General features: G+C 70.8%; 16 protein-coding genes and 1 riboswitch. Of the genes, 10 read left to right on the top strand and 6 right to left on the bottom strand.

Features of this window, described 5'->3' with window-relative positions; all coding sequences use genetic code 11:
• Window positions 1-10 precede the first annotated feature (10 nt).
• The 3 genes from OG331_RS30665 (at window position 11) to OG331_RS30675 (ending at window position 1,225) form a co-directional block, all read left to right on the top strand.
• The gene (locus OG331_RS30665) at window positions 11-340 is read left to right on the top strand and encodes a DUF3618 domain-containing protein (protein WP_328427386.1); all 330 of its coding nucleotides are present in this window, start codon (window positions 11-13) and stop codon (window positions 338-340) included.
• 55 nt (window positions 341-395) lie between these two features.
• Window positions 396-752, top strand: coding sequence for a co-chaperone GroES (locus tag OG331_RS30670; RefSeq protein WP_328881377.1), 357 nt, complete (start codon window positions 396-398; stop codon window positions 750-752).
• A 46-nt stretch (window positions 753-798) separates the two neighbouring features.
• Window positions 799-871, top strand: a riboswitch (guanidine-III (ykkC-III) riboswitch).
• A 33-nt stretch (window positions 872-904) separates the two neighbouring features.
• A complete protein-coding gene (locus OG331_RS30675) occupies window positions 905-1,225 on the top strand; it encodes a DMT family transporter (protein WP_406202157.1) in 321 nt (106 codons plus the stop codon).
• Window positions 1,226-1,235: 10 nt separating this feature from the next.
• On the opposite strand, the gene OG331_RS30680 is transcribed toward OG331_RS30675, so the two are convergent.
• Window positions 1,236-3,644, bottom strand: a complete 2,409-nt coding sequence (locus tag OG331_RS30680; protein WP_406202159.1) for a transglycosylase domain-containing protein — start codon at window positions 3,642-3,644, stop codon at window positions 1,236-1,238.
• Between the two features lie 238 nt (window positions 3,645-3,882).
• Between OG331_RS30680 and OG331_RS30685 the strand changes: the two genes are divergently transcribed.
• The 4 genes from OG331_RS30685 to OG331_RS30700 all read left to right on the top strand — a co-directional run bounded on the left by OG331_RS30685 (window position 3,883) and on the right by OG331_RS30700 (window position 7,454).
• A complete protein-coding gene (locus OG331_RS30685) occupies window positions 3,883-4,683 on the top strand; it encodes an ABC transporter permease (protein WP_406210377.1) in 801 nt (266 codons plus the stop codon).
• Window positions 4,684-4,750: 67 nt separating this feature from the next.
• Window positions 4,751-5,515 (top strand): ABC transporter permease, encoded by a 765-nt coding sequence (locus tag OG331_RS30690; RefSeq protein ID WP_406210380.1) that lies wholly within the window; start codon window positions 4,751-4,753, stop codon window positions 5,513-5,515.
• A gap of 17 nt (window positions 5,516-5,532) precedes the next feature.
• A complete protein-coding gene (locus OG331_RS30695) occupies window positions 5,533-6,573 on the top strand; it encodes an ATP-binding cassette domain-containing protein (RefSeq protein ID WP_406210383.1) in 1,041 nt (346 codons plus the stop codon).
• A 62-nt stretch (window positions 6,574-6,635) separates the two neighbouring features.
• Complete coding sequence (locus OG331_RS30700; protein ID WP_406202161.1) at window positions 6,636-7,454, top strand: DUF1707 domain-containing protein; 819 nt, start codon at window positions 6,636-6,638, stop codon at window positions 7,452-7,454.
• 78 nt (window positions 7,455-7,532) lie between these two features.
• Here the strand turns inward: OG331_RS30700 and OG331_RS30705 are convergent, their stop codons facing one another.
• Complete coding sequence (locus OG331_RS30705; protein WP_406202163.1) at window positions 7,533-8,870, bottom strand: SGNH/GDSL hydrolase family protein; 1,338 nt, start codon at window positions 8,868-8,870, stop codon at window positions 7,533-7,535.
• Between the two features lie 233 nt (window positions 8,871-9,103).
• On the opposite strand from OG331_RS30705, the gene OG331_RS30710 reads away from it, so the two are divergent.
• Both OG331_RS30710 and OG331_RS30715 read left to right on the top strand, forming a co-directional pair.
• On the top strand, window positions 9,104-10,471 hold the full coding sequence (locus OG331_RS30710) for a DUF445 domain-containing protein (RefSeq protein WP_406202165.1): 1,368 nt from the start codon (window positions 9,104-9,106) through the stop codon (window positions 10,469-10,471).
• A 79-nt stretch (window positions 10,472-10,550) separates the two neighbouring features.
• Complete coding sequence (locus OG331_RS30715; protein ID WP_406202167.1) at window positions 10,551-12,044, top strand: MFS transporter; 1,494 nt, start codon at window positions 10,551-10,553, stop codon at window positions 12,042-12,044.
• Between the two features lie 58 nt (window positions 12,045-12,102).
• Here OG331_RS30715 and OG331_RS30720 read toward each other — a convergent pair whose 3' ends face one another.
• Window positions 12,103-13,665, bottom strand: a complete 1,563-nt coding sequence (locus OG331_RS30720; protein WP_406202169.1) for an alginate lyase family protein — start codon at window positions 13,663-13,665, stop codon at window positions 12,103-12,105.
• A 137-nt stretch (window positions 13,666-13,802) separates the two neighbouring features.
• Between OG331_RS30720 and OG331_RS30725 the strand changes: the two genes are divergently transcribed.
• Window positions 13,803-14,162 (top strand): VOC family protein, encoded by a 360-nt coding sequence (locus OG331_RS30725; RefSeq protein WP_406202171.1) that lies wholly within the window; start codon window positions 13,803-13,805, stop codon window positions 14,160-14,162.
• A 98-nt stretch (window positions 14,163-14,260) separates the two neighbouring features.
• On the opposite strand, the gene OG331_RS30730 is transcribed toward OG331_RS30725, so the two are convergent.
• The 3 genes from OG331_RS30730 to OG331_RS30740 all read right to left on the bottom strand — a co-directional run bounded on the left by OG331_RS30730 (window position 14,261) and on the right by OG331_RS30740 (window position 16,044).
• The gene (locus tag OG331_RS30730; RefSeq protein ID WP_406202173.1) at window positions 14,261-14,563 is read right to left on the bottom strand and encodes a hypothetical protein; all 303 of its coding nucleotides are present in this window, start codon (window positions 14,561-14,563) and stop codon (window positions 14,261-14,263) included.
• Window positions 14,564-14,617: 54 nt separating this feature from the next.
• Window positions 14,618-15,115 (bottom strand): hypothetical protein, encoded by a 498-nt coding sequence (locus OG331_RS30735; RefSeq protein ID WP_406202175.1) that lies wholly within the window; start codon window positions 15,113-15,115, stop codon window positions 14,618-14,620.
• A gap of 71 nt (window positions 15,116-15,186) precedes the next feature.
• Complete coding sequence (locus tag OG331_RS30740; protein ID WP_406202176.1) at window positions 15,187-16,044, bottom strand: LLM class flavin-dependent oxidoreductase; 858 nt, start codon at window positions 16,042-16,044, stop codon at window positions 15,187-15,189.
• Window positions 16,045-16,194 lie beyond the last annotated feature (150 nt).

Below are 16,194 nucleotides of genomic sequence, written 5' to 3' on the forward strand. Positions count from 1 at the left end.
AGGCCGAACGGTGGCGGACACGTCGGACACCAGAACACCGGCGCAGATCGAGGCGGACATCAAGGCCCGTCGCGCTGTGCTGGCCGAGACGCTCGACGAGATCGGGGTGCGGGTGCACCCGAAGACGATCGTCGGTGACGCCAAGGCCAAGGTCGTCTCGAACATCGATCACACGCTCGGGCGGGCCTACGTCGAGGTCAACCGGGCCATGAGCGATGTGCGGGCCAAGTTCACCGACGAGGAGGGCGCGCCCCGGCTGGAGCGGATCGTGCCCGTCGCCCTCGTCGCCGTCGGTCTCGTGGGCCTGCTGGCCCTCGGCACCCGGCGCCGCAGGGGCTGAGCGGCGGCGGACCCGGCGGCGTACGCAGGCGGCAAAGGCAGGTAGGTTCAAAGGCGTGAGCGCCAACAGAAACGAGCACAGCACCCACGACGACAAGCTGCCCATCCGGATGCTGCACGACCGGGTGCTCGTGCGGCAGGACACCAGCGAGGGCGAGCGGCGTTCCGGGGGCGGCATCCTGATCCCCGCCACCGCGGCCGTCGGCCGTCGGCTGGCCTGGGCCGAGGTCGTCGCGGTGGGTCAGAACGTACGGACCGTGGAGCCCGGCGACCGGGTCCTGTACGACCCGGAGGACCGTGCCGAGGTCGAGGTGCGCGGGGTCGCGTACGTGCTGATGCGCGAGCGTGATCTGCATGCCGTGGCCGCGGACCGGTTCGAGGGGTCGGAGGACTCGACGGGGCTGTACCTCTGATTCAACGGTTCCAAAGGGCTGGTGGCCTTCGCCACCAGCCCTTTTCGTTGTCCTTTTGCTATCTTTGAAGGGACCCCGACGAGACGCGCCGTACCGGGTGAACGCAAAGACGACGCACCGAATGGTTTCCGTCCTTGCGAAAGGTGCGTCCCATGGCCTGGGTTCTGCTCGTCGTCGCCGGTCTGCTCGAGGTCGGCTGGTCGATCGGCATGAAGTACACCGACGGTTTCACCCGGCTCGTCCCCAGCCTGTTCACCGGCGCCGGCATCGTCGTCAGCATGGTGCTGCTGTCGTACGCGGCCAAGTCCCTGCCCATCGGTACCGCCTATGGCGTCTGGGTGGGCATCGGGGCGGCCGGCGCGGCGGTGGTGGGCATGGTGGTGCTGGGGGAGCCGGTCACCGCCGCGCGGATCTTCTTCGTCTGTCTGCTGCTGGTCGCCGTGGTGGGTCTCAAGGCGACCAGCGGTCACTGAGCCCCGGGGCTCACTGCCGGCGGGGCGTGCTCAGGATCCCGGCCGTGTTCCCGGACGTCCCTCCGCCTCCGCCGGTGTCGCCTCCGCCGGTGGAGGTGTCCCCGCCCGTGGTGCCGCCGTCGGTGGTGCCGCCGGTGTCGGTCCCGCCCGTGGTCCCGCCGTCCGTCGTGCCGCCGTCGGTGGTGCCGCCGGTGTCGGTCCCGCCGGTCGTGCCGCCGTCCGTGGTGCCGCCGTCGGTGGTGCCGCCGGTGTCGGTCCCGCCGGTCGTGCCGCCGTCCGTCTCACCCGGCGTCTCGCCGCCGGTCTGGCCCTCGGTGTCCTGGCCGCCGGTGGTCGGCTCCCCGGTGGTGCCGCCGTCGTTCTGGCCGCCGGTGCCCTCGTCGCCCTGGGTCGGGTCGGTCGTCGGGTACTGGGGTACGTCGGAGCCCTCCTGGAGCTCCAGGTCGAAGTCGCTGACCGGCTTCCCCTTCAGCGCGGCCTCGGTGTACTGGGCCCAGATCTCGGTGGGCGCCCCGCCGCCGTTGATGCGGTCCAGGCCCATCGCGCCGTACAGCGACTTGTGCTTGGCCGTGACGGGGTCCTGGCCCATGACGGAGACGACGGTGGCGAGGTCGGGGGTGTACCCGGCGAACCAGGCCGCGGTGTCCTCCTCGGCCGTACCGGTCTTGCCCGCCGCCGGTCGGCCCGCGGCCTGCGCCGCGGTGGCGGTGCCGTTGTCGACGACGCTCTGCAGGACGGACGTCGTGGTGTCGGCGGCCTCGCGGCTGACGACCTGGGAGGTCTTGCGCTCCGGCAGCTCGATGACGTCGGCGCCGTCCTTGGTGACCTTCTCGATCATGGTGTACGTGCCGTGCTTGCCGTGGTTGGCGAGCGTGGCGTAGGCCTCCGCCATGTCGAGGACGCTGGCGGTGGCGGTGCCGAGCGCGATCGACGGGTACGGCTGGAGGTCGGGGGTGCCCGCGGGCAGGCCCAGTTCGACCGCGGTGTCCTTCACCTTGTCGGGGCCCACGTCGACGGCCATCTGCGCGTACACCGAGTTGACGGACTTGTCGGTGGCCTCGCGGACGCTGATGTCGCCGTAGGAGACGTCGTCCTCGTTCGCGGGGTCGTAGCCGCCCGTCCAGCCCTGCACCGGGCGCTTGTTGGTGCCGTCGTAGATCGTGTTCGGGGTGATCGGGCGGCCGTCCTGCGTCGTGGAGTCGTTCTCCACGGCCGAGGTGAACACGAACGGCTTGAAGGTGGAGCCGACCTGGAAGTCCCGGCGGGTGGCGTTCGGGGTGTACTGCTTCACGTAGTCGATGCCGTTGTACATCGCGACGACCTTGCCGGTCTTCGGGTCGACGGAGGCGCCGCCCGCGCGGACGTATGTGTCGACCTTGTTGTTCTTCTTGTCCAGCTTCGACATCAGCTGGTCGTTGACGGCGTCGACGAAGGCGTCCTGCCGCTTCTTCTGCAGGGTGGTGGTGACGCGGTAGCCGCCGGCCTCCAGCTCCTCCGCGCTGACGATCTTGTTCTGGGTCAGATAGTCCTTGACGATCTGGACGATGTAACCGCGCTGCCCGGACAGGTTGGTGGAGGCCGTCGCCTCCTTCGGCATCGGGAACTTGATGCCCGTCCGCTCGGACTCGTCGAGCCAGCCCTTGGTGACCATGCCGTCCAGGACGTAGTTCCAGCGGGCCAGGGCCGCGGACTTGTTCTCCGGGTGGGCGACGACGTCGTACTCGCTGGGCGCGTTGACCAGCGCGGCCAGATAGGCGGCGCGGCCCGGGTCGAGGTCCTTGGCGTCCATGCCGTAGTAGGCCTGGGCGGCGGCCTGGATGCCGTAGGCGTTGCGGCCGAAGAAGCTGGTGTTGAGGTAGCCCTCGAGGATCTCGTTCTTGGTCTTCTCGCGGTCCAGCTTGATCGAGATGAAGAACTCCTTCACCTTGCGGGTGACGGTCTGCTCCTGACGCAGGTAGTAGTTCTTCACGTACTGCTGGGTGATCGTGGAGCCGGACTGCTTGCCCTTGCCGGTCGCCGTGTTCCAGCCGGCGCGCAGCATCGCCTTGGGGTCGATCGCGGACTCGGTGTAGAAGTCGCGGTCCTCGGCGGCCAGGATCGCGTGCTGGGCGTCCTTGGACATCTGCGCCAGGGTGACGTTCTCCCGGTTGACCTGGCCGTCGCGGGCGATCACCGAGCCGTCCGCGTACATGTACACGTTGGCCTGCTTGGTCGCGAGCGCGTTCGCCGGCGGGATCTTGACCAGGGAGTAGCCCAGGAAGAACAGCCCGAACAGCAGCAGCGTGCCGATGACGAAGGTGCCGAGCACCATCCGCCAGGTCGGGATGATCCGCCGCCAGCCCGTCCTCTTCGGCCGCCCGGGCTTCTCGTTCGGCTGCTGGGCCTGCCCCTGCCCCTGCGGCTGCGGCTCGTCACTCATCTCGTGCACGGACTCCTGTTTCGCGTCGTACGTTCCCGTACGCCTCGTACGCCTGGTGCGCCCCCATTGCTGAAGACTCTCGCACCGGGCGTTCCGTTCCCGGAAACCGGCGCGTGTCTGCGGAAAGTGAGCAGACTCTCCCGCCGGGCGGGGCCCGGAAATTGGCTGGCAGCCCCTGCCGCGCGCGCACTAGGCTCCTGCGCTTCGGTGCCGGGCGCGGGCGAGGAGGGCTGTGGATGTGGGATCGGGGCGGTTGTACTTAGCCGTCGCGGTGGGCGGGTTCAGAAGGTACGCGACCTATCGGGTGGCGACCGCGGCCGGGGTGTTCACCAACACGGTCTTCGGCGTGATCCTCGTCTACACCTATCTGGCGCTGTGGGACGAGAAACCGCATCTCGGCGGCTACGACCAGACCCAGGCCGTCACCTATGTGTGGCTGGGCCAGTGCCTGTACGCCACGCTGGCCATCCAGGGCGGTGGCGCCGAGAAGGATCTGATGCAGCGCATCCGCACGGGTGACATCGCCGTCGACCTGTACCGGCCGGCCGATCTCCAGCTGTGGTGGCTGGCCGGGGACGTGGGGCGGGCGCTGTTCCAGATGCTGGGGCGGGGCGTGATCCCGTTCGCGTTCGGCGCGCTCTTCTTCCCGATGGCGCTGCCGGCGGACGTCACCCGTTGGGCGGCGTTCGCGGTCACACTCCTGCTCGCGACGCTCGTCAGCTTCGCGATCCGCTATCTGGCGGCCCTGAGCGTGTTCTGGCTGATGGACGGCATGGGCGTCAATCAGGCCCTGATGATCACGGGGATCTTCTTCTCGGGCATGGTGCTGCCCCTGAACGCCTTCCCGGGCGTCCTCGGCGAGATCGTGCGGGTGCTGCCCTGGGCGGCACAGATCCAGATGCCGGCCGACGTGCTGATGGGGGAGACCGACCCGCTGCGGGCGTACGCCTTCCAGGCGGCGTGGGCGGTGGTGCTGCTGGCGGCCGGGCGGCTGGTGCAGTCGGCGGCGACGCGGCGGGTGGTGGTGCAGGGTGGGTGAGATCTCCGGGGTCATCGGGGTGTCCCGGGCCGGTGAGGGGCTGCGGGCCTACCGGCTGATCGCCGGGATGTGGATCCGGTCCGCGATGACCTACCGCGCCTCGTTCGTCGTCACGGTCCTCGGCAACCTGCTGGTGACCGGCCTGGACTTCGTGGCGATCCTGCTGATGTTCTCGCAGGTCGACTCGCTGGGCGGCTGGTCGCTGCCCGAGGTCGCCTTCTTGTACGGGCTGTCCGCGACGGCCTTCGGGATCGCCGACCTGACCTTCGGCTCGATGGACGTCCTCGGCGGCCGGATGCGCGACGGCTCGTTCGACACGCTGCTCGTGCGGCCCGTCCCGGTGCTGGCCCAGGTCGCGGCGGACCACTTCGCGGTGCGCCGCCTCGGCCGGATCACCCAGGGCGCGCTGGTGCTGGGCTGGGGGCTGCCGGCCGTCGACGTGGACTGGACTGTGGCGAAGGTGCTGTTGGTGCCGGTGATGCTGGTCTGCGGCGGGGTGATCTTCTGCGCCGTGTTCGTGGCGGGCGCGGCCTTCCAGTTCCTGGCACAGGACGCCGCCGAGGTGCAGAACGCGTTCACGTACGGCGGCACCACGCTGTTGCAGTACCCGCCGACGGTGTTCGGGAAGGACTTCGTGCGCGGGGTGACGTTCGTGCTGCCGCTCGCCTTCGTCAACTGGGTGCCGGCCTCCTATGTGCTGGAGCGCCCGTATCCGCTCGGCCTGCCTCCCTGGGCGGCCTTCGCGTCGCCGCTGGTGGCGGTGGTGTGCTGTGCGCTGGCCGGTCTGGCGTGGCGGGCCGGGCTGCGGTCGTATCGGAGCACGGGGAGTTAGGGGCAGCGGTGGACGACATGGACGACATGGACGGTGTGAGTGCCGTGGACGGCAGGGCGGACGCGTTCATCGAACTCGAAGGCGTCGAGAAGGTCTTCGAGGTGCGCAAGAAGACCGGTTTCCTGAAGCGGGAGCGTCGGCAGGTACGGGCCGTCGACTCGATCTCCTTCCGCGTGGCGCGCGGCGAGATGGTGGGCTACATCGGGCCGAACGGCGCCGGCAAGTCGACGACGATCAAGATGCTGACCGGCATCCTGACCCCGAGCGGGGGCCGGCTCCGGGTCGCCGGCATCGACCCGTCCCGCGAGCGGATGCGGCTCGCGCACCGGATCGGGGTGGTGTTCGGGCAGCGCACGACGCTGTGGTGGGACCTGCCGCTGATCGACTCGTACAAGCTGATGCACCGCATGTACCGCATCCCGGACGGCCGTTACCGCGAGAACCTCGACCGGCTCGTCGAACTGCTCGACCTGGGCGCACTGTTGGACGTCCCGGTGCGTCAGCTCTCCCTCGGGCAGCGGATGCGCGGCGACATCGCGGCGGCGCTGCTGCACGATCCCGAGGTGGTGTACCTGGACGAGCCGACGATCGGACTCGACGTGATCTCGAAGGCGAAGGTCCGGGACTTCCTGCGGGAGCTGAACGTGGAGCGTGGCACGACGGTGCTGCTGACCACGCACGATCTCCAGGACATCGAGCAGTTGTGTTCACGGGTGATGGTCATCGACCACGGGCGGCTGATGTACGACGGTCCGCTCGCCGGGCTGCACGAGGTGGGGGAGAGCGAGCGCACGCTGGTCGTCGACCTGGAGCGGGAGCTGCCGCCGATCGAGGCGCCGCCCGCGCGGGTGGTGAAGGTGGAGGGGCCGCGGCAGTGGCTGGCGTTCCCGGCGGCCGAGTCCGCGGCGGTGCTGGTGGCGGCGATCGCGGCGGAGTATCCGCTGGTGGATCTGTCGGTGCGGGAGCCGGACATCGAGGCGGTGATCGCCAAGATGCTGCACTCATTGGGGGACACCCCCAAACCCCCGCCGGATCAGGCCGAGCGGGCCGTCTCGTAGTCCGCCGTCTCGTAGCCCACGATCTCGTAGCCCCCGGGCGGGGTTGCTCGTAGGCTGCTCACATGACCGATGACGTCCCGGAGCTTCGTGCCTCCGACGCAGATCGTGAACGAGTCGCCGAGGTACTGAGGGACGCCGTCGCGGAGGGGCGTCTCGACATGGAGGAGTTCGAGGAACGCCTGGATGCCACGTACAAGGCGCGTACGTACGGGGAGCTGGCGCCGCTGACCCGGGATCTGCCCGTCGGCGCGGTGGCCGTTCCCAAGGTCGACATGGTCAAGAAGTCCGAGGTGCCGGACGGGAGTTGGGCGGACCGGATCGTCGGCGGCGAGGGGTCGTCGACGGGGGGTGTCGCCGTGATGTCCGGGTTCCAGCGCAAGGGGCGGTGGACCGTGCCCCGGCGGTTCAACTGCTTCGCCTTCTGGGGCGGCGGGGAGATCGATCTGCGCGAGGCCAACTTCGCGGACCGCGAGGCCGTGATCAACTGCATCGCGATCATGGGCGGGATGCAGGTGACCGTGCCGCCCGGCGTCGAGGTCGTCGTGCGGGGGCTCGGGATCATGGGCGGGTTCGACCACCGCGAGGAGGGCGTGCCGGGGGATCCGGGCGCCCCTCGGGTGATCGTGACGGGGTTCGCCTTCTGGGGCGGCGTGGGGGTCGAGCGCAAGCGCACGCGGGAACAGCGCCAGGAGTTCCGCGAGGAGCGCCGGCGGGAGAAGCTGGCGCGCCGGGAACAGCAGCGGGAGCTGCGGGCGTCGATCCGGGACGAGCAGTACGAGGCGCACCACGAGATGCTCGAAGAGCACCGGGACATGTGGCGGCATGCGCATGGCGACCGCCGGGAGCGCGGCAGGCGGTCGCGGGAGCGGGACGAGGACTGAGCTGCCGGCCTTCTTGGGAGGGGCGTCGCCCGAGCGGCGCGACGGCCCGCAGCCGGCCGATGGCTGGCCGGCCTGCCCCTACAGCTTCGCCGGAGCCGCGCCCCTCAGGTCCTCCAGGTTGAAGGCTTCTCCCATGCGGTCGTAGCCCTTGTCGCTGGGGTGGAGGTGGTCGCCGGAGTCGTAGTCGGGGCGGAACTTGCGGGGGTTGTACGGGTCCCGCAGGGCCTCGTCGAAGTCGGCGACGGCGTCGAAGACCCGGCCGCTGCGGATCTCGGCGTTGATCTGCTGGCGTACGTTCTCGCGGGCGTCGGTGTAGCCGCGGTGGCCCTGGAAGGGCATCAGGGTGGCGCCGACGACCTTGATGCCGCGCGCGTGGGCCTGGCGGACCAGGGCGCGCAGACCGTCGAGGATGCTGTCGGGGTCGGCGAGCCTGGGGTTGCGCAGGATGTCGTTGACGCCGAGGTCGATGACGACGACCTTGACGTTCGTACGGGCGAGGACGTCGCGGCCGAAGCGGGTGAGGCCGGCCTCGTTGTTCGCGGGGCGCCCGGTGCCGCTGACGAGGATCTGGTTGCCGCTGATGCCCTGGTTGACGACGCTGTAGCGCGGCACGTCCTGGCGGGCCGTGATCGCCGCGCGCAGCCGGCGCGAGAGGGCGTCCGTCCAGCGCCGGTTGGCGTTCTCGGTGGACGTGATGCCGTCGGTCAGCGAGTCGCCGAAGACCACGACGGTGCCGTGGGACTCGTTGCTGAGGACGTCCAGCGCGGTCAGGTAGCGCCAGGAGCCGACCTGCCCGGTGTACGCCACGCCGGTCGCGTCCTCGGTGACGTCGCCCTCGGCGACGTAGCTGATCTGGCGCGCGTGCGGGTGGTAGGTCACCGGCCCTGACGGGGTGGGGGAGTACGTGGTGACAAGGATGTCGGTGTCCGCCGGGACGGCGAGGCGCACGGCGTCGCTCAGTACCTGCTGCCCGGGCGGGATGACGACCGTGGTGCTCCCGCCGAAGGTCAGCCTGCGCATGGTGTCCACGATCGCCGCCGCGGTCCCGGTGCCGGCGGCCACGGCGACCGACGCGTGCGTGATGGTCAGCGCGGACTGGCCGTAGAGGTTGGACAGCGTGATCCGGGCACTCGTACCGCCGACGCCGGTGTGCACGACGTTGCGCACCGAGCGGCCCGCGAGGCCCTCTATCTCGGTGCCGGGCTCGGAGCCGACCGGGGAGGTCGACCAGGCGCCGACCCAGATGCCGGTGGAGGCCGGGGCGGCGGGGCCCCGAGGGGCGCCTTCGTTGGTGGGGGTGCTCTTGCTGGTGGCGCTGCCGTCGTCGGAGGCGACTCCGACGTATATGGCCGCGGAAAGCGTGACGATCAGGGTGACGATCGCGGCGAGCAAGGCATAACCGTTACGCCTGGTCATGCGGTGCGTGTCTCCTCGGGCGGGATGGGAGCCCGAGGCTCCGATGTGATCACCTCATGATGCGTCATAAGGCGGAGGGGAGTTGCACGGACCCCCCATTGGGCCGCCGGCGTTCATCCGGAGTTCGTCATCGACCTCCCCCCACCGAACAGACGCCGGGAACTCTTGTTTCGTTCCAGGAGTCGGTCAGGTAGGGACAATGAGTACGGGGGATCCTGGACGGGTGGAGCGGAATGGAACGTACGAATCCGGAAGAAACGGGAACGCGTGACGTAGAGCAGCATGCCCGGCCGGGCGCTGCCGGTAACCGGCGCGTCCCCGCATCGGCCGTACGTGCGATGACGACGTTCACCGCCGCCGACGAGGAGAAGCAGCGCGGCGTACGGCGGATGAAGCTCACCGCGACCGGCCTGCTGCTGTTCGTGGCACTGGTGTACGTCCTCGCCAAGGTGGCGTCGCACCAGGGCGCCGGAGACTGGGCGAACTTCGTCGCCGCGGCCGCCGAGGCCGGCATGGTCGGCGCGCTCGCGGACTGGTTCGCGGTCACGGCCCTGTTCCGTTACCCGCTCGGCATCCCCATCCCGCACACCGCGATCATCCCCAACAAGAAGGACCAGCTGGGCGTCTCGCTGGGCGAGTTCGTCGGGGAGAACTTCCTCTCCGAGGACGTCGTACGCCAGCGCCTGCGCGCGGTCGGCATCGGCAGCCGGCTGGGGGCATGGCTGGCGGACCCGGAGCACGCGGACCGCGTGACGGCCGAGCTGTCGGCGGCGCTCAGAGGCGCCCTGGCGGTCATGCGCGACTCGGACGTCCAGGCGGTGGTGGGGGAGGCGATCACCCGCCGGGCCGACGCCCAGGAGATCGCGCCCGGCATAGGGAAGATGCTGGACAAGATCGTCGCGGACGGCGGCCACAAGCGTGCCGTCGACCTGATCGTCGCGCGGGCCCAGCACTGGCTGATCCTGCACGACGAGGAGATCATGCACGCGGTCCAGGGCGGCGCCCCCGGCTGGACCCCGAAGTTCGTCGACAAGAGGGTCGGCGAGCGCGTCTACAAGGAGCTGCTCCGCTTCGTCACCGAGATGCGCGACATGCCCTCCCACCCGGCCCGCGGCGCCCTCGACCGCTTCCTCACCGACTTCGCCTCCGACCTCCAGTCCGACACGGACACGCGCGCGCGTGTCGAGCGGCTCAAGGGCGAGGTGCTGGGGCGCGGCGAGGTCCAGGACCTGATCGCGTCGGCGTGGACCGCCGTACGGTCGATGATCGTCTCGGCGGCCGAGGACGAGCGCAGTGAGCTGCGCCTGCGCGTGCGGGCCTCACTGCTGTCACTGGGCGCGCGGATGGCGGTCGAGCCGCGGCTCCAGGCCAAGGTCGACGGCTGGGTCGAGGGCGCGGCGGTGTACGTCGTCACCACCTACCGCAAGGAGATCACCTCCCTGATCACGGACACCGTGGCGAGCTGGGACGCCGAGCACACGACGAAGAAGATCGAGGCGCACATCGGACGCGATCTGCAGTTCATCCGGATCAACGGCACGGTGGTCGGCTCGCTCGCCGGCCTGGTGATCTACACGGTGTCGCGGGCACTGGGGGCGTAGCCCTCCCAGGCCCCGGGCGGCGTAGAACCGCCCCCCTCAGGGCACTCGTCACGGGTTCCGCTCGATGGGGAGGGAGCCCATGACCACCGCAGAAGCCGAGACCGGCCGTACCGTCACGACCGACATCCCCGCCCGCCTGGACCGCCTCCCGTGGTCACGCTGGCACTGGACGATCGTGATCGGTCTCGGCACCGTGTGGATCCTGGACGGCCTGGAAGTCACGGTCGTCGGCAACATCGCGCCACGCCTGTCCGAGCCCGGCAGCGGACTGCCGATCACCTCCGGCCAGGTCACCGGCCTGGCCGCCGCGCTGTATGTGGCCGGTGCCTGCCTGGGCGCCCTGTTCTGGGGCCGCCTGACCGACCGGTGGGGCCGCAAGAAGCTGTTCATGATCACGCTGGCGGTCTACCTGGCGGCGACGGCCCTGACCGCGTTCTCCTTCCACACCTGGTGGTTCTTCCTGTTCCGCTTCCTGACCGGCTTCGGCATCGGCGGCGAGTACGCGGCGATCAACTCCGCGATCGACGAGCTGATCCCGGCGCAGTACCGCGGCCGCGTCGACCTGATGATCAACGGCAGCTTCTGGCTGGGCGCGGTCGGCGGCTCGCTGCTGTCGATCGTCGCGCTGGACACGGCGATCTTCCCGGCGGACGTCGGCTGGCGGCTGACGTTCGCGCTCGGCGCCGTCCTCGCCCTGGTCATCCTCCTGGTCCGGCGGCACGTCCCGGAGAGCCCACGCTGGCTGCTGATCCACGGCCGCGACGACGAGGCGGAACGGATCGTGTCCTCCATCGAGGAGCGGGTGGAGGCCGAGCGGGACGAGCCGCTGCCGCGCCCCGAGGGCGAGATCACCATCCGCCAGCGCCGCAGCGTGACGTTCGTGGAGATCGGCCGCACGGTCTTCTCGAAGTACCGCAGGCGGGCGATCCTCGGCTTCTCCCTGTTCATCGGCCAGGCGTTCCTCTACAACGCCATCACCTTCGGCTTCGGCGCGATCCTCACCACGTTCTACGACGTCCCGAGCGGCAACACCGGCTACTACTTCGCGGTCATCGCGGTCGGCAACTTCATGGGCCCGCTGCTGCTGGGCAGGCTGTTCGACACGGTCGGCCGCCGCATCATGATCTCGTCGACGTACCTGCTCTCGGGCATCCTGCTGTTCGGCACCGCCTGGCTGTTCGACCAGGGCACGCTCAGCGCCGGCACATTGACGGCCTGCTGGTGCGCGGTCCTGTTCTTCGCGTCGGCCGGCGCGTCGAGCGCCTACCTCACGGTGTCCGAGGTCTTCCCGATGGAGACCCGCGCGATGTCCATCGCCTTCTTCTACGCCCTCGGCACCGCGGCCGGCGGTATCAGCGGCCCCCTGCTCTTCGCCGACCTCACCGAGACGGGCAAGGTCGGCGACACGGTCCTCGCCTTCCAGATCGGCGCGGCCCTGATGTGCCTGGCGGGCCTGGTGGCGGCCTTCCTCGCGGTCCGCGCGGAACGCCGGTCGCTGGAGGACATCGCCCGGCCGCTCACGGCGGTGACGAAGCCGGCCCGGGCGGGCACTGCAGGGGCTACGGAGGCGTAAGGGGCGTAGCCCCACGGGGACAAGAGACGGAGTGCCCTAACGGAGCCCTGACGCAGCCCTACTGGGATGCGCCCCGGACCCGCTCCCTGCGCCGCAGGAGGAGCAGGCCGCCGGCGAGGGCGGTGATGCCGGTGGCGGCGGTCCAGCCGATGACGTCGTTGGAGCCGGTGGCAGCGAGGTCGCCGGCGGTGGAGGAGGCGGACGCGGAGGCGGACGCGGAGGGCGCTGCCGTGGCCCCCGTCTGCGGCCGGGCGTCCGACCCCGACGCCGCCCCGGACCCCGCCCCGGCCCCGGCCGCCGGGGACGCCGCCCCCGAAGCCGCCGGACCGGCCGAACCGCCCGGGCCCGCCCCTGACCCCGTCACCTTGTCCCGCGTGAACGCCAGCGTGCCGAACCCCAGTTGGTCGTACCCCCCGCTGTTGGGCCCGTAGTCCCCGCCGCCGCCCTCCGGCGAGGCCTTCGCGGCGATCCGGGTGAGGTACGACGCCGGCAGGCCCCGGCGCTTGGTGTAGTGGTTGGCGATCATCGCCCAGATCGGGCGGGTCATCGCCGGGTCGACGGGCGCGGCCTCGGTCACGGTCTCCGACCCCGACCAGCCGTTGAGCGCACCCTTCCTGCGGGTGTTCGCGGTGAAGGGCACCTCCCCGCCCATCGCCCACTTGGCGACGTACTGGGCACCCTTGAGGAAGCGGCTGTCGTCGTAGCCGTACAGGTCGATGCCCTGGTTCCAGGCCATCTCGCAGAAGGTGCCCATCAGGCCGACGCCGAGCAGCGCGTGTCCCTGGTCGCGTCCGGCCTCCAGCCACTCGGCGAGGCCGTCGTCGCGCACGACGGGAATGGCGTTCCGGATCGAGCCGAGCCCCTCGCCGTGCTTGAAGTACTCGACCGCGCGGGCGACTTGGGCCTTGTCGTCGCAGAGGATGCCGGTCGCCAGGACGCAGCACATGGCGGTGAGGTCCCAGTTGGTCCAGTAGTTGGAGACGACGGCGTCGTTGTGCCTGACCAGGAAACTGTCGCTCAGCGGCGCGAAGACGGTGGTCAGCATCTCCTGGAACCGGCCGAGCTCGAAGCCGGGGTGGTCGCGGACGAGTTCGGCGGCGTTGGCGAACTGGTAGCCGTAGATCCCGGCGGCCAGGAAGCGGTCGGCGTTGCCGGCGAGTGTGGTCAGCTCGGCCGACCAGGCGTTGAGGATGGCCACGGCGGTGTCGAGGTACGCGCTGTCGCCGCTGACGTGGCCGCGCAGGGCGTTCTGGTAGGCGGCGTGGATGTCGTTGTAGAGGATCGCGTAGTTCTGGCCGGCGCCTCCCCGGACCACGGTCGCCTGCGGGTTGGCCGTCCAGCCGCTCTGGGCGTGCCGGTTGGCGGTCAGCTTGGCGAACCCGGCCGTGTGGGGAGCGGCGCCGGCCTTCACCTTGGCGGCCATCCGGTCCAGGTCGGCGCGGGTGTGCAGGAGGCCGGGGTGCGCGAACGAGGCGCCGACGGCGGCTGCCGGGGGTGCGAGAGCGGTCGTACCGATGCCGATTCCGGCGCCGGCGCCCATCGCGGCCCCGACGGCTCCGGCGGTCGCACCCGTGGCCTTGAGCATGCTCCGGCGGCTGATCTGTCGTGTCACGTGGCTCATTCCTCGCGTGCCTGGGGCTGGGGACGGTGAGGAGACGGGGAGACACTGCCGGGGATAACAGAAACTCCGGCCGCCGGTATCGCGGCCCACCGACGACCCCGGCCGAAACCCCGGCCCACGATCAGGAGCCGCGTTCCATGACGATCCGCAGGATCATGCCCGACTTCCAGGTCGGGTCCGAGGAACAGATGGAGACCAGCCGGGACTTCTACGGCCTGCTCGGCTTCGAGGAGGTGATGAACATGGGCTGGGTGATGACCCTGGCGTCCCCCGCCAACCCCACCGCCCAGATCAGCTTCTTCACCGCGGAACGCACCGCTCCGGTCGTCCCCGACCTGAGCGTGGAGGTCGAGGACGTCGACGCCGTGTACGCGCAGGTACGGGCGTCGGGCGCGGAGATCGTACGGGAGCTGCGGGACGAGGAGTGGGGCGTACGGCGGTTCTTCGTACGGGATCCGAACGGGCGGGTGGTGAATGTGCTGACCCACCGGGCCTAGCGGCGTCGGGCGCCCGGTGGTGACGATGTGCCGAGGCCCCGCGCCTGGCCGCGTCGGGCCGGTGGCCGTCCGGTGGCCGTGCGTCGGGGCGGCGCGGGTCAGCCCCGGCGGTCCGCCACCGCCCACGACGCCAGGGCCACCGCCCCGGCCACCCCGAACACGGCGGGCCAGGCGCCCACCTTCTTGGCCAGCGGGTGCGAACCGGCGAAGGCGGCGACATACGCGGCGGTCAGCGCGCCGGCGGCCTTCCCGCCCGCCTGCTGCCGCCACTGCTGCGCGGCCGCGGCCCCGGCGACGGCCAGTACGGCCCCGCCGAGCTGCCGCTTCCTGGTCCAGCGGGCCACGCCGTAACCGCCGACGAGTCCGCCTGCGGCGAGCACCGCGCTGGGGATCTTCGCCATGTCTGCCTCCCACCACTTCAGCCGGCAACCCCTGCCGGCCTCGACGGTCCGAGGCTAACCGGCCTCCCCCTTCCGCAGCTCGGCCCGGGCACCCAGCTCCGACACGTACCCCGCGCCGATGGCGCACCCGGCGGCGGTGAGGGCGAGACCCAGGACGCCCGGATTGACGTAGCCGGGCACGTCGCCGTTGTCGTAACTCCCGCCGTCACTGGTCTCGCAGACGAAGGCGAGAGGGACGTACGTGACCGTGTAGTCGACGATCTCGACGCCCTGCTGAGCCCGTTCCCACCAGCCCGCCGTACGGCAGGACCGAGGTGGCGACGAGTCGGTTCCGCCGTCCTCCGCCGTCATCACCGCGCCTGTGACGGCGAGCAGCCCCCAGGCGTACATGACCAACGCACCGGCGCCCGCGAGGGCCGCCAGTCCGCGCAGCAGGCCGGAGGCGCCCGTGCGTTGTGCGCGCCGGTCGGCCAGGGTGCGGGCGCCGTAGCCGCAGAGCCCGACGGCGGTGATCACCGCGATGACGACGAACAGCAGGAACAGCAGGGACACATGTCCTCCAGACAGTGGTCTCACGGGCTCGGTGACACAGGCGTCACAGCTCCGGGATCACAGATCCGGGATCACAGCACATCCGCCAGACGGTCCACCTGGTCCGGGTCCAGGCCGTAGCAGTAGAGCATGACCTCGTCGGCGCCCAGGTCGGCGAAGGCGGTGAGTGCGGCGCGGATCTCGGCGGGCGTGGTGAGGAGGCCGTCGACCATGCGGTCGGCCGTGCCGGTGAAGGCGTAGTACGCGTGCATGCGGGCGCGGGCGTCGTCGAGCACGTCCGGTGGGCCGAGCGCGACGTTGACCTGAGCGACGAGGCGGGGCTCGCCGTCGCGGCCGTGCTCCTTCCAGAACTGGCGGACGGTGTCGAACAGGCCGCCCGCCCAGGAGGGTGGCGCGGCCGCGAGGAAGCCGTCGCCCCAGCGTGCGACGCGTTCGAGCGCGGCCGGTTTGAAGCCGCCGAACAGCACCTCCGGGCCGCCGGGCCGAGCGGGCGCCGGACCGATCGGGCCGACGCCGTCGCCGTACGGATCGCCCGACCACAGGCGGCACATGGTGGCCATCTGCGCGTCCAGGCGCTGGCCCCGGGTGCGCAGGTCGGTGCCCGCGGCCCGGTGGTCGTCGTCCCGGCCGCCGATGCCCAGGCCGAGGACGAGGCGGCCCCCGGTCATCCGGTCCAGGGTGGCGGCCTGCTTGGCCAGCAGGGCGGTTTCGCGCAGCGGGGCGAGCAGGACCTCCGTCTGGACGCGGATGCGCGTGGTGGCACCTGCCAGGACGGCGAGGGCGACCAGCGGTTCGGGGTTGTCGTGGACGAGCCGGTCCAGCAGGCCGAGCGTGCTGAAGGGACCGGCGTCCGCGCGCCGGGCCCAGGTGAGCAGGGCGGCCGGGTCGCCGATGGGCAGACCGATGCCCACGTTCGTACCGATGTTCATGAAGGGGCCTCCGAAAGAGGGGTCGACAAAGACGACTGCCGCCCCTTCGGCACCTCGGTGAGCTCGGTGTGGCTCGGTGAGGTGGGACGTTCCCGCTCTGCGGCTTGCTTCCAGGGGAACGTCTCGTCGAAGTGAACTCACTGTAGAACG

The organism is Streptomyces sp. NBC_01017 (assembly GCF_045162795.1).
Lineage (GTDB): Bacteria > Actinomycetota > Actinomycetes > Streptomycetales > Streptomycetaceae > Streptomyces > Streptomyces machairae.

Bases quoted from the DNA above. Each gene is read 5' to 3' on its own strand.
- OG331_RS30695 (WP_406210383.1), top strand. From the start codon at position 5,533: ATGGACGACATGGACGGTGTGAGTGCCGTGGACGGCAGGGCGGACGCG.
- OG331_RS30690 (WP_406210380.1), top strand. From the start codon at position 4,751: ATGTGGATCCGGTCCGCGATGACCTACCGCGCCTCGTTCGTCGTCACG.
- OG331_RS30705 (WP_406202163.1), bottom strand. From the start codon at position 8,870: ATGACCAGGCGTAACGGTTATGCCTTGCTCGCCGCGATCGTCACCCTG.
- OG331_RS30700 (WP_406202161.1), top strand. From the start codon at position 6,636: ATGACCGATGACGTCCCGGAGCTTCGTGCCTCCGACGCAGATCGTGAA.
- OG331_RS30710 (WP_406202165.1), top strand. From the start codon at position 9,104: ATGGAACGTACGAATCCGGAAGAAACGGGAACGCGTGACGTAGAGCAG.
- OG331_RS30730 (WP_406202173.1), bottom strand. From the start codon at position 14,563: ATGGCGAAGATCCCCAGCGCGGTGCTCGCCGCAGGCGGACTCGTCGGC.
- OG331_RS30720 (WP_406202169.1), bottom strand. From the start codon at position 13,665: ATGAGCCACGTGACACGACAGATCAGCCGCCGGAGCATGCTCAAGGCC.
- OG331_RS30675 (WP_406202157.1), top strand. From the start codon at position 905: ATGGCCTGGGTTCTGCTCGTCGTCGCCGGTCTGCTCGAGGTCGGCTGG.
- OG331_RS30715 (WP_406202167.1), top strand. From the start codon at position 10,551: ATGACCACCGCAGAAGCCGAGACCGGCCGTACCGTCACGACCGACATC.
- OG331_RS30740 (WP_406202176.1), bottom strand. From the start codon at position 16,044: ATGAACATCGGTACGAACGTGGGCATCGGTCTGCCCATCGGCGACCCG.
- OG331_RS30680 (WP_406202159.1), bottom strand. From the start codon at position 3,644: ATGAGTGACGAGCCGCAGCCGCAGGGGCAGGGGCAGGCCCAGCAGCCG.
- OG331_RS30725 (WP_406202171.1), top strand. From the start codon at position 13,803: ATGACGATCCGCAGGATCATGCCCGACTTCCAGGTCGGGTCCGAGGAA.